Origin of the sequence: Robinsoniella peoriensis (assembly GCF_000797495.1) — a bacterium.
GTDB classification, from domain to species: domain Bacteria; phylum Bacillota; class Clostridia; order Lachnospirales; family Lachnospiraceae; genus Robinsoniella; species Robinsoniella peoriensis.
This window is the reverse complement of the sequence record NZ_JTGN01000002.1, coordinates 622520-635091: the sequence shown is the minus strand read 5'-3', so window position 1 is coordinate 635091 and position 12572 is coordinate 622520. Positions and strand designations below refer to the sequence as shown.

Here is a 12572-nt window from a genome sequence, read left to right as displayed (position 1 = left end):
ACACGCTCTAGCTGATCGCCTCTGCACCGGCAATAATTTCTGTTAATTCCTGTGTGATAGATCCCTGCCTTGCACGGTTGTACTGAAGTGCCAGTTTATCTATCATTTCGTCTGCGTTGCTTGTTGCCGCATCCATTGCCTGCATTCTGGCCCCGTTTTCACTAGCCAGAGCTTCCGTAAAGGATCCATATAAGATGCTTGTTACATATTTTGGAATAATTATATTTAATGCCTCGTCCTCATCAGGCTCGTAATTCATAAGCGCCATCCTGTCTTCCCTTGATAATTCGCCCTCCGCAAATTCAATCGGAAGGAGTTTCATCAGTTTCGGTTCATGAACTACGGTATTCTTAAATGAGGTATAGGCAACATAGATTTCACCAATCTCATCCCGGGCAAAAGCATCCAGCACTTCTTTGCTGATCTCCTGGGCATCCTGAAACATCGGCGCATTTATCACCTCACTGAAATCCCCCCGGATATGATATCCCTTTTTCTCAAGGGATTCCTTACCCTTTCGCCCTATTGCATATATCTCCAGATCTTCCTTTTTCCACGCTCCTGCTGTTACCAGCTTTGTAACATTGGAGTTATACCCGCCTGCAAGTCCTCTGTTTGAAGTAATGACTATCACTGCTTTCTTCGGAGACTTTCCGGGTCTTAAATAGGGATGATCCAGTTTGCCTGACCTGGCCAGCATGGAGGTAACCACAGCATACATACGTTCAAAATACGGCTTAGACTGTTCTGCATGGGCTCTTGCCTTCTGCAGCTTTACGGTGGATACCAGCTTCATTGCCTTGGTAATCTGCTGAATACTGGTTATACCTGCCCGGCGCCGCCTAATATCTCTCATCGAAGCCATTGTATCACCCTTTCTAAACGATTTTCATCCTATCTGGATTCTTTAAACTCTGCTTTGCATTCTTCTATTGCTTTCACAAGTGCATCCGCCGTCTCATCTGAAATCTGCTTTGTCGTTCGGATTTCTTCCGGAATCTCAGGATATTTAATATCGATATACTCAAACAGGGCTTTTTCAAAATCCAGTATTTCTTCCACATTAATATCTAACAAATACTTGCGGGTAGCTGCAAAAATAATGATAACCTGATATGCAACCGGCATCGGCTTATACTGGGGTTGTTTTAACACCTCTTTGATCCGCTCGCCCTGCGCCAGCTTCTCTCTGGTGTCATTGTCAAGCTCTGAACCAAACTGGGAAAATGCTGCCAGTTCTCTGTATTGCGCAAGTTCCACACGGATTGGGGATGCAATTTTCTTCATCGCCTTAATCTGTGCCGCACCACCTACACGGGATACGGATAATCCGGCATTGATTGCCGGCCGGAATCCTGCATTAAACATTTCCGTTTCCAGATAAATCTGTCCGTCAGTAATCGAAATAACATTTGTCGGTATATAGGCAGATACATCCCCTGCCTGGGTCTCAATAATCGGAAGTGCCGTCAAAGAACCTCCGCCCAGTTCATCCGACAATCTGGCTGCTCTTTCCAGAAGCCTGGAATGCAGATAGAAAACATCACCCGGATAAGCTTCGCGGCCTGGCGGCCTTCTAAGAAGTAAAGACAGGGTTCGGTAAGCAGCCGCATGTTTGGATAAGTCATCGTAAACAACCAATACATCCTGACCTTTCTCCATCCATTCTTCACCTATTGCACATCCTGCATAAGGAGCAATATACTGAAGCGGCGCAAGTTCACTTGCTGTTGAAGCCACGATCGTCGTATAGTCCATTGCTCCGTATTCTTCCAGTTTCTTAACAATACCAGCAATCGTAGATGCTTTCTGTCCGATTGCCACATAGATGCATTTTACACCCTGTCCTTTTTGATTAATGATTGTATCTAATGCTATCGCCGTCTTTCCGGTCTGCCTGTCGCCAATGATTAACTCCCTTTGCCCACGTCCAATTGGAACCATGGAGTCAATTGCTTTAATTCCTGTCTGAAGCGGTGTATCTACCGATTTTCTTGCGATTACACCAAAAGCCACGCGTTCGATTTTCCGGTAATTATCAGCCCGAATGGGACCTTTTCCATCAATAGGCATACCCAGGGAATTTACAACACGCCCCAGCATTCCGTCACCTACCGGAACCTCAACCACTCTTCCGGTTGTCTTAACAGTATCGCCTTCACTGATACTGGTGGTATCTCCCAGTAATACAGCACCTACGTTATCTTCTTCCAGGTTCAGAACCATACCGTGGACTTCTCCCGGAAACTCCAGAAGTTCTCCCTGCATGGCATTCTCCAGACCATGAATACGGGCAATCCCATCGGCCACCTGGATTACCGTTCCAACATCAGACACGGCCATCTCGGAGGAATATCTTTTTATCTGTTCTTTAATAACGGAACTAATTTCCTCTGGTCTTAAATTCATGAGGCTTTGCCACCTTCTTTCCTGCAATTTACATAAATCAATATTTCTTGAATTTTCTTTCACACTTGTTCCTGAACTTCTATTATTTCAGGCTTCCAGGGAAATCTTGGTAAGCTTCCCAGTGAGATCCACAAGATGACTTCTAATACTGCTGTCCACTACACGGTCTCCAATCCGGATAATCAATCCGCCGATCAGACTGTCATCCACATGAAAGTTCATTTCCATTTTCACATAGTCCGTTGTCTCTAACAGTTTTGCCTCAATTTTCTTTTTCCAGTCATCTTTTAACGGAACCGCGGATGTAATCTGCGCAATTCCAATTTTATTATATTCCTTTACTTTCGCAATAAAATAATCAAATATCCGGGGAAGCTCTTTGTAACGCCCCTTTGTAACAACAATGACTAAAAGTCCCACACAATCGTCCGAGATTCTGTCCTTAAAAACAGACTCAATTGCTTTGATCTTATTATCATTGTCAATCTTAGGATGAAGCATCAGCTGCTCAAATTCCGGATTTTCCAAAAGAATCCGCTTTACAGCCAGAACTTCTTCCTCTAATTCCCCTAATCTTGCCTTTTCCAGTCCAACTTCAAACAGGGCGTCGCCGTATACTTTCGAAGCTAACTTTGCCATGTCTGATCACCTATTTCCTTTAAAGTATCCTCTATTAATGAATCCTGGACTTCCATATCGATAGAAGCCTTCACAACTTTACCAGCCATAAGCGAAGCAATGGATATTATTTCTTTCTTCATATCATCTGCCGCTTTCTTTCTTTCCATTTCCACCTGGGCATTTGCTCTGGCCATAATTCTGCCAGCCTCTTCCTTCGCCTCTTCTATGATCCTGGCTTCATTCTTCAGTGCTTTTTGTCTGGCAGCACTCAGGATTTCTTCTGCTTCTTTATTGATGTCTTTGAGCCTTCTGTCGTATTCCTCCATAAGCTTTTTCGCATCTTCTTTATCCCGTGCAGCCGTGTCAATATCTGATTTGATCTTATCCTGACGCTTTTTCAGCATATTTCTTGCAGGATTAAACAGCAGATATGACAGGAAAGTAAACATTACAAACATCGAGATCATAAGCAGCACCGCGTCATGAATCAACTGCGGGTCCAGATTAAATAATCGTTCCAAGGTTTCGCCTCCTTTCGCTTATTATTCAGACCTATTTCTCTTAAAGCTTTCCAAGAAGCGGATTTGCAAAGAGTAAAATAAATGCAATTGCCAACCCGTAAAGACCGGTTGTCTCTGCAACTGCCTGTCCTAAAAGCATGGTAGATGTGATGTCAGATTTTGCTCCCGGATTTCTTCCTACCGCACTTGCACCGTAACCTGCTGCAATACCCTGTCCAATACCAGGACCTACACCGGCGATCATCGCCAACCCCGCACCAATTGCGGAACACGCTAAAATTAAACCTTCATTTGTTATATTGCTCATTCTGAAATCCTCCTGATCTTTATATTATAATTCTTTATTATTGCGTGATAACTTCAAAACTCTTTCATTATTCCTGCTCTGCTTACGTCATTGATTTTAATTCATTAATTTTACGTCATCGAATTTACATCATTGATTTTACGTTATATCCACCCTGAACAATAGCCACCCTGCACAATCGTTCAGGAGCTATGCCTCACCCGGAAGCTTATCAGTTACGAATACCATCGTCAGCATACAGAACACATAGGTCTGTATTGCGCCGGAAAAGATATCAAAGTAGATGTGTAAAAATCCCGGCCATCCGATTGCAATCGGTGCCAGCAGCGTATAAATCAGTGACATCATTACGGTACCGGATAAAATATTGCCGAACAAACGCAGCGACAGTGAAAATGGTACCGCAATTTCACCAATCAGATTGATCGGAAACAAAAATGGCAGCGGCTTAAATAAGCCAGTCAGTGCACCAAACTTATTGTATCTGATATTATTGTACTGAATAATAGCAAATGTCATAATACCAAGCGGCAGCGTAACACCATAATCCGCAGTGGGCGGCCTGAGGCCAAATAGTCCGGAGATATTACTGACAAAGATAAACAAAAATATGGAACCGATGTAATTTGCAAATTTGCCTGCGTATTTTCCCATGCTTCCATGTACCATTTTGTCCAGCATCTCTACAATCATTTCCACCGCATTCTGAAATCCCCGCGGTATCTCATCGGGATTTTTCATCTTGCGGTTTGCTATAACAGCAAATACCAGAAGAATGATCATAACGATCAATATACTGACATGGGTGGTCGTGATATAGAATTCCTGTCCAAACAGTTTGTATTTGAACAGACCGTGAATCATAAAATCTACCTCACCGCCCGCAGCCAGCAGCTGGCCCTGACAAAGATACGCATTTCCCACGTTCTCACCTTCCTTTTCTTTATTTTTTTATTTTTTGAATTAAACGATGGAGAACCGGCTGCAGATAAGCTCCTATCTTTAATCCAAATAACCCCAAAAATACTGCGACAACATCTCCCAGTTTAAGCAGATACGTGCCAAAAAATACTACTACCACTACCAGCGCCCGCAGCATAAACATTTTTTTCATGTGACTGACAGCGCCCTTTTCATCCATTTCCACTGCATTTTCAATAGACCAGTTCATATGAACCGCCAGAAAAACAGAGATTGCAATTCCGATCCACAACCCGGTAGTATAGAGCACCTTTGAACCGGATAGCCATATTAGTGAAAATTGAAATATAACCCCACATATTAGAATGCCAAGAATCAGCTCTTTTGATACAGGATTTAACTTCTTAATCATCCTTTTTCTTTCCTCCTGTATTCACCATATCCTTTAATAGCATGTAACAATTGCGTCCACCGGCAAGGATACCCAGAATAAGAAGAACGATCGTGGTATTCCAGCCGAATTTCCGATCCAGCCAGTATCCAACAAATACGCACAAAATTATGGGGGCCAACATGCTGATGCCAATCTGAGTTATCATCGCCAGTGAACGAAAAACATCTTTTTTATATTTCACACGCCTGCCTCCTTTACGATATTTTACCGTAATATTATCTTAAAACATTTTCCAGATAATGTCTAGTTATTTCACTAAATAATACACAAAACTTTCGGTATTTTTTATATATATTTGACAAACTTTTAACTGGAATGTTATTTTTTACACATTATTGCCTAAATAATATTTGCAGAAATTGGAATTTTATACATGGATGTAATAATATCTTATATAATAAGAGCTTTGGCCGGTATTTTTTTAGAATACCTTCCAAAGCTCTAGAGCGTGTTTGAAAATTTCTATATGGGAGCTGTGAGTCACAGTTTGCGGGTGAGGTAAATACCTGTTTCTTCTATTCTACTACTACCCCTTTTTGCAGCATAATGTTAGCATAAAGAGCTTTCTCACTGGTTGCAATGATTGCATAAGCCGTCTTTGCTTCATCATAAAACGCAAAACGCTCAATGTTCCCAATGGCTTTATCTCCGCGGCTGTCATACTTTGCAACGATTTCTTTGTATGTATCCCAGATCGGTGTCTCTACATCATCCCCCGGCATTACTTCCATTAAGTTGACCGGATTATCCACATAGGTATCCAGTGGAAATACTTTTAAAATTGCGTCCAGGATTTCCGGTACGCCATGTCCGTCACACCGGATAACGATTGCATCTTTTCCCATGGACTCTGCCGGGAAATTTCCGTCTGAGATTACAAGACGGTCACTGTGACCCATCTCGCATAATACTTTTAATAACTCTGGTGATAAAATCTGTGGTATTCCTTTTAACATTTGTTTGTCCTCCTAACATATGCGTTGATTTAATTTTATGATACAACTGATGCCTGATAATCAGGCATCAGATATAACCTTTATAAACTTCCATACACCGTATTCCATGATGGCTTTATTATTATTGCACTGTTGGAAAACAATTTCAAGAGATATTACTTCATTTTATAAGTAATTACATTGGAATATTTTCCATAGAAGGTTTTTCCATCTGCTTTTACGTACGCACGTACTTTAAAGCTGTAGGTTGTGCCTTTTTTCAGTTTATTTACAACGGCTGTTGTGGTTTTTGCTGTATCAACTTTTTTATATTTTCCCTTGCCTGCTTTCATGTAAACTGCAAAGCCATCGCTTCTTACATTTTTGAATGTAAGTTTTACACTGTCTGCCGTATTTTTCTTTACAGACTTTAATGTTACTTTATTTGGCCTTGTAGCTGTGGTTACTGCAGTTGAATAAGCACCTTTTCCGGTTTTATTTACTGCTGCAACTTTGACCTGGCATTCCATACCAACCGGCAGTCTTTTAATTGTCATGCCTGTTTCATTTGTAGTTCCTGCCTTTGACCATTTCTTGAACTTTTGATTGTATACGTATACCCGGTAAGTATCCGCACCTTTTACTTTATTCCAGGTCACTTTCATTGAATGCGTTGCATTATTGCTGACTTTTACATTCGTAACCCTGCCTGGTTTTACGACTGCCGGTTTATTATCCTCCTTAACCGTAATGGTACATTTTGCTGTAATATTTCCATCTGCTGTTTTCACAATAATTTCCGTTTTTCCATTAGATACAGCCGTAACTTTTCCATTGGAATCAACTTTTGCTACTTTTTTATCCTTAGACGTCCAGGTTACCTTTTTATTTGCTGCATTTTCAGGATAAACCTCTGCTTTCAGCTGAAGGCTTGCCCCTTTGCCGTATAATACAGCATTTGTTTTATTCAGGCTTACTCCGGTTACGGAGATTACAGGTTTATCAATCTTAACCTCTGCCTCACAGGATGCCATAAATGCTCCATCCTCTGATTTTACTGTGATAATTGCTTTTCCATCTGCAATTGCAGTTACCACACCGTTCTTGTCCACTTCTGCCACTTTTGAATCGGAAGAGGTCCAGGCAACATTCTTATTGGTGGCATCTTCTGGTGCTATGACTGCTTTCAGCTGTGCGGTCTCTCCTGCTTTGCTGAATTTTAAATGAGTTTCCTTTAAGGAGATTCCGGTTACCGGTTTCACAATGGAAACTGTTATCTGGCAGGTTGCTGTAAAATGCCCGTCTTCCGTCAATGCAATAATAGTAGTCGTTCCATCTGCTGCTGCAGTTACCACACCCTGATCTACATCTGCAACTTCCGGCATCGTAGATATCCAGGTTACATTTTTATTTGTTGCATTTTCCGGCATTACTGTTTCGTGTAATTCTAACGTCTCTCCTGCTTTTGTCAGGGTTGCTTCTTTCTTATCTAAGATAAGCTCTGTAACTCCAACCGGAATGGCTACCTTAATGGTGCAGGCTGCTTCAAATCCGCCATCCTCTGTTGTTGCCGTTATCACTGCATCACCATTTGCAATTGCTGTTACACAGCCATTTTCATCAACGGTTGCTGCCTCCGGATTGGAGGAATTATAAGTTATTTTCTGATTGCTTGCATTAGACGGCTGAACCTGCGGTTTTAACTGCAGTATTTCGCCTGCTTTCTGCATGGTGTGTTCCGTAATATCCATTGTGATACCTTCTACCGGTATAACCTCTGGTACAATTGCTACGGTAACTTCACATACTGCGGTGAATCCGCCATCTTCCGTAGTAACGGTAATCGTTGCCGGCCCATCCGAAACTGCGGTAACCAGACCATTTCCATCAACTGACGCGATATCCGGATCAGAAGATACCCAGCTTACATTTTTGTTGGTGGCATTCTCTGGATTAACGGTTGCTGTCAACTGGATATTTCCATTTTCTGTTGTGATTTCTGCAGTTGTACGATCCAGCGATACACTTTCTGCTCTCACTGGTATTTCTACATTTACTCTGCATGCAGCCACATAGCCGCCATCTTTTGTAATGGCTACAATTTCTGTATTCCCATTTGCTGCTGCTGTAACCAGACCACTCTGATCTACTGTTGCTGCACTTTCATTTGTAGATCTCCAGGTTAATTCTTTGTTCATTGCATCCTGCGGTGTAAATACAGGATTTAACTGGAATGTTTCTCCTGAAGCCGTTAAGGTTTTTTCGGTTACGTCAAAGGCAATTCCGGTTACCCGAAGCCCTACTGTAACTTCACAGGACGCTGTCATATTTCCGTCTTCGGTGGTTACGGTAATATTAGCCGTTCCGGTTGCAACTGCTGTTACCAGTCCGTTTTCATCTACCGTTGCTGCCTCTGGATTGGATGACTCCCAGGTTACGTTTTTATTCGTTGCATTTTCAGGTGCTACCGTTGCAGTTAACTGCAGGGTCTCTCCCACCTGGGTCAGTGTTGCCCTGGTCTTATCCAGTTCTACACTTTCTACCGGTGCAGCCGGAGCTGTAAACTGTACATCGAACTTATCGATTACCGGTCCTGCTTTTACATCTGCTGTAAATACCAGTTCACCTGCACCTGCTTTCGTCACTACAATTGGAAGTTCTACTGTTTTATAGACATTTGCATCCGGTCCGGATACATCCTGGCTGCCGCTTACTACGTTGGTACCGCTCCATACAAATGCATTTGGTGCTGAGGAGTTTCTTCCGCTTCTGTAAGTTGCGGTGAGTGTATAGGTACCTGCCTGAGCTGCGGTAAATGGAAGTTTAATTACATTTCCTGTTTCAAACCAGTTGATTTCTTTTCCGTTGCTTGCATTAGCCTTATCGGAAATTCTTACATACTTATCCGTATTTACCGGATATAAGGTAAAGTGCTCCGCTTCTAAATTAACTGTGCTGTCATCGGAAGGGAATGCAAATGGCAGTGCTTCTGTATAATGGTCAAATACAAAGGAAGCTTCAATGGTGCTGTTTGCCTGAACATTTACAAAAGTATAAGAATATGAATTTGCTGCTTCATCCTCCACTACTAACTGGTCTTTCACCGATTCGCCATTTACTAATACATCATCAATTTTGTAATTAGCCTCTGGTGTGATCACAAATTTCTTATCTGTTCCCTGATAAACCTCATTATCACCTGCATCACTGATACTTCCGTGTTCTCCTGCTGATGCATCTATCTGGAACTTCACGTAGTCAATTTCATTTGGTGTAATCTCGAACTTATCAATTACCGGTCCTGCTTTTGCATCCGCTGTAAAGATAAGGGTTCCGGCACCTGCTTCTGTAATCTTAATCGGAAGTACCACTTTGTGATATTCTGAAGCTCCGTCTTCACCGTATACATCCTGGCTGCCGCTTTCAATCTTGTCACCACTCCATACAAATGCATTTGGATTGTTCTGTGCCCTGCCGCTGCGATAGGTAGCTTCCAGATTGTAGGTACCTGCTTTTTCAGCTGTATAATGAAGTATAATCTTATTTCCAGGTTCAAACCAGTTTACTTCTTTTCCGTTACTTGCCTGGTCACTTTCTGTAATTCTTACATATTTATCCCCTTCAATCGGATCCAGGGCAAAAAATTCTGCTTCCAGAAGCTTCGACTGATCTTTATATGCCGGGAAGACAAACGGATCTTCTTCTGTATATGGATCTCTGGACACCAGTCCGTCAATCGCTGCTTTCAGATTATTATATGCATTTGTGATTGCAACTCCGGTTGGACTTTCATTATCAACAACCTTCTGAGCCTCTTTTTTGGCATCCAGCATTGCGTTCCAGCTGTCTTCCTTGTAATATGCGCTTACCAGGGAGTCGGTAGATGCAATCAGTTCTGACACCATTGCTTTTGTGATCTTATCAGCATCTGTAATGGTTACACGGGCAGATGGTTTAAATCCAAGTACCGTGCCATCGGATGGCTCTACCAGGTCAACGCTGAAGTACAGATCACCGGTATTTAATGTCTGGCGTTTTGTTGTTACATGGGCTGTTTTTTCAGTTTCTCCCTCTTCAAATACCAGTTCAATTCCCTCTGTAGGTATGTATTCACTTTGCACTGCCGTTCCCGGATTATCCTGGAACAGAACGGTTGCCCTGCCTTTGGAACCTCCGATACGTTTTACCACAAACTCATTTACCGTATCTTCCGGTACCGTATAGGAAGATTGTTCTAATTCAAACATTCCTTTTCCGCCATTATTTAATGATAATGCCGCTTCCAGTCCGATTGCTTTGTTCTTCACTACCAGTCTGATGGTGTGCTGTCCATCCTCTAAGTCCGGAGTTTCATATAAGACCTGTCCAACTGCTCTCTTGGATGCACTTGTATCAATGGTTACAGGCTCTGAAGCACCGTCAATATACAAATCTGCTGTTCCGTGATTCGGGTCCTGTGTTCCTAAAAGCCACGCTTTAGTCCCTTTAAACTTAAGTGTTACTTCAGCTCTTGGATTTGCCCACATGTTCGTACCATTTGTGTACTGGGAACCGGTTTCCTGAGTCCATCCGTTTCCGATTTCAAATCCAATTCCATCTGCCGTATCCGTATCTTTGATGTCGATGTTATCCAGGCCATCCGGGATCGCCTGACCTACTTCAAATCCCTGGGATGCTTTATAGAGTCCTACTTCACTGATTACAGGAACTGCATAAGAGCCGGTTATATTAATGCGTACCTTATCTGCTTTTACAGGAGTTTTCCGGCAGAGTTTTTTCGGACCGATTGTAGTCCCTTCTGCAAACTTTTTCCATTCTCCGCCCTGGTTCTGGTATTCCACGGTAAAGGAAGAAACACGCTGTCCCAGCTTAATCGCTTCTTCTATGGATACCACATCAAATGTTTTGGTTGATCCAAGGTCTATTGTTATGGAACCTGTAGTGGAGCCATCATCCATGGTCCAATAGGTATCATCATTATTATCTTTTAAATTATCCGGTGAGTACGCAATATCATCTCCCCTTACCGATGATGCAGAAATAGTCACGCCTTCCTGCGCAGCTAAATTCTTCTTAAACGTCTCATTGATATTCGTTCCGAATTCTGCAACCCGGTCCAGAATAGGCTGATCGATCGTGCCTTCCCTGTTCGGCGGTATATTTAATAACAGAACCGCACCATGTCCAACAGAATCGAAATACATATTGGATAGCTGTTCCAGACTGAGGGGTGTCTTCTTACCCGGTCCCCAGAACCAGCCCGATGTAATCTTTGCATCTACCTCCGGAACTGTCCATTGATTGCCGTCATGATATCCCGAGGTTGCTCCCCCTACCTGTCTGCTGTCAATGGTATCTCTCTCTTTATCCACTCTTGACTTCGACCAGGTCTCTTCGTTGGCAAAACCGCTTTCATTCCCGATCCAACGTACTGTTGTGCGGGATTGAGCACCAAATAACATACAATCAGATTCATATTTTTTAGAAGCAATTCCTTCGTTTTTCTGGATTGTATCAAACCATAAGTCAAAATCATAATCCTGAGCCATGGAACCGTCGCCCTTTGCTCCATCCATCCACACTTCTACGAAATGTCCGTTATTTCCATATTCGTTATTTCCCAGAATCTCCTGGAGCTGGTTATTATAATACTTATTATAATCTAAAACGTCATGCTCTTTATCAGTTGGATTCCCCTGTTCATCACGATATCCATATGACGGATTATTTACATCCCACGGTGATAAGTATAATCCCATATCCATATCATACTTTGTACATGCTGCGGAAATTTCCTTCAGCACGTCCCCCTTATAATCAGTACTTTCCAGATCATGATCTGTATACTCGCTTCTCCATATACAAAATCCATCATGATGCTTTGCCGTAATGATTAACTTCTTAAATCCTGCATCCTGCAATGATTTTACCATGTTATCTGCATCAAAATCATTTTCAAGTGCAAAACTGCTTGGTGATTCTTTCCCATTACCCCATTCCGTGTTGGTATAAGTATTCATGCCGAAGTGACAAAACGCAGCTAATTCCTGTTTCTGGTAATCGTATTGATTCTGGCTCGGTGTTACCCCCCATGGAGCCGGCGCTGCAGTTCCATTATCACTCAAATCAATGCTGTAGACTCCCTCCCTGTTTGCTCCCTGGGCTTCCGCCTTAACGCTCATCGAGCTTACCGGTGCTAAAACTCCCGGTACGATCATCGCTGCGGTCATTGCTGACGACACAAATCTTTTCCAAGTTTTCTTCATACCTCTTCTCCTTTTCTTGTATATTTTTGGTTACTTTATAAAAAATTCTGAAAAATCAGAATATTTTATCCTTTTATCCATTAATTACCAAGCAATTTAAATACAAAAATAGAGAGGGAATTTACAATCCACTCTCTA

10 protein-coding genes are annotated in these 12572 nt (G+C 42.3%); all 10 read right to left on the bottom strand.

What is annotated here, in order from left to right:
- Positions 1 to 7: 7 nt before the first annotated feature.
- The 10 genes from atpG to QR40_RS29570 all read right to left on the bottom strand — a co-directional run bounded on the left by atpG (position 8) and on the right by QR40_RS29570 (position 12434).
- A complete protein-coding gene (atpG, locus tag QR40_RS06545; RefSeq protein WP_044293951.1) occupies positions 8 to 865 on the bottom strand; it encodes an ATP synthase F1 subunit gamma in 858 nt (285 codons plus the stop codon).
- Positions 866 to 894: 29 nt separating this feature from the next.
- Positions 895 to 2409 (bottom strand): F0F1 ATP synthase subunit alpha, encoded by a 1515-nt coding sequence (gene atpA / locus QR40_RS06540; RefSeq protein WP_027295062.1) that lies wholly within the window; start codon positions 2407 to 2409, stop codon positions 895 to 897.
- Between the two features lie 87 nt (positions 2410 to 2496).
- Positions 2497 to 3048: an ATP synthase F1 subunit delta gene (gene atpH / locus QR40_RS06535; RefSeq protein ID WP_027295063.1), complete on the bottom strand. Its 552-nt coding sequence runs from the start codon at positions 3046 to 3048 to the stop codon at positions 2497 to 2499.
- Complete coding sequence (gene atpF, locus QR40_RS06530) at positions 3036 to 3551, bottom strand: F0F1 ATP synthase subunit B (protein WP_044293950.1); 516 nt, start codon at positions 3549 to 3551, stop codon at positions 3036 to 3038. The genes atpH and atpF overlap by 13 nt, the downstream gene beginning before the upstream one ends.
- Before the next feature lie 40 nt (positions 3552 to 3591).
- Positions 3592 to 3858, bottom strand: coding sequence for an ATP synthase F0 subunit C (gene atpE / locus QR40_RS06525; RefSeq protein ID WP_027295065.1), 267 nt, complete (start codon positions 3856 to 3858; stop codon positions 3592 to 3594).
- A 189-nt stretch (positions 3859 to 4047) separates the two neighbouring features.
- The gene (gene atpB / locus QR40_RS06520; RefSeq protein WP_044290142.1) at positions 4048 to 4722 is read right to left on the bottom strand and encodes a F0F1 ATP synthase subunit A; all 675 of its coding nucleotides are present in this window, start codon (positions 4720 to 4722) and stop codon (positions 4048 to 4050) included.
- A gap of 79 nt (positions 4723 to 4801) precedes the next feature.
- On the bottom strand, positions 4802 to 5191 hold the full coding sequence (locus QR40_RS06515; protein WP_027295067.1) for an ATP synthase subunit I: 390 nt from the start codon (positions 5189 to 5191) through the stop codon (positions 4802 to 4804).
- Positions 5184 to 5414 carry an AtpZ/AtpI family protein gene (locus tag QR40_RS06510; protein ID WP_044293949.1) on the bottom strand — a complete coding sequence of 77 codons (231 nt, stop codon included), beginning with the start codon at positions 5412 to 5414 and terminating at the stop codon, positions 5184 to 5186. The genes QR40_RS06515 and QR40_RS06510 overlap by 8 nt, the downstream gene beginning before the upstream one ends.
- A gap of 334 nt (positions 5415 to 5748) precedes the next feature.
- Positions 5749 to 6189: an RbsD/FucU family protein gene (locus QR40_RS06505; protein WP_044293947.1), complete on the bottom strand. Its 441-nt coding sequence runs from the start codon at positions 6187 to 6189 to the stop codon at positions 5749 to 5751.
- Positions 6190 to 6344: 155 nt separating this feature from the next.
- A complete protein-coding gene (locus QR40_RS29570) occupies positions 6345 to 12434 on the bottom strand; it encodes an Ig-like domain-containing protein (protein ID WP_052430725.1) in 6090 nt (2029 codons plus the stop codon).
- Positions 12435 to 12572 lie beyond the last annotated feature (138 nt).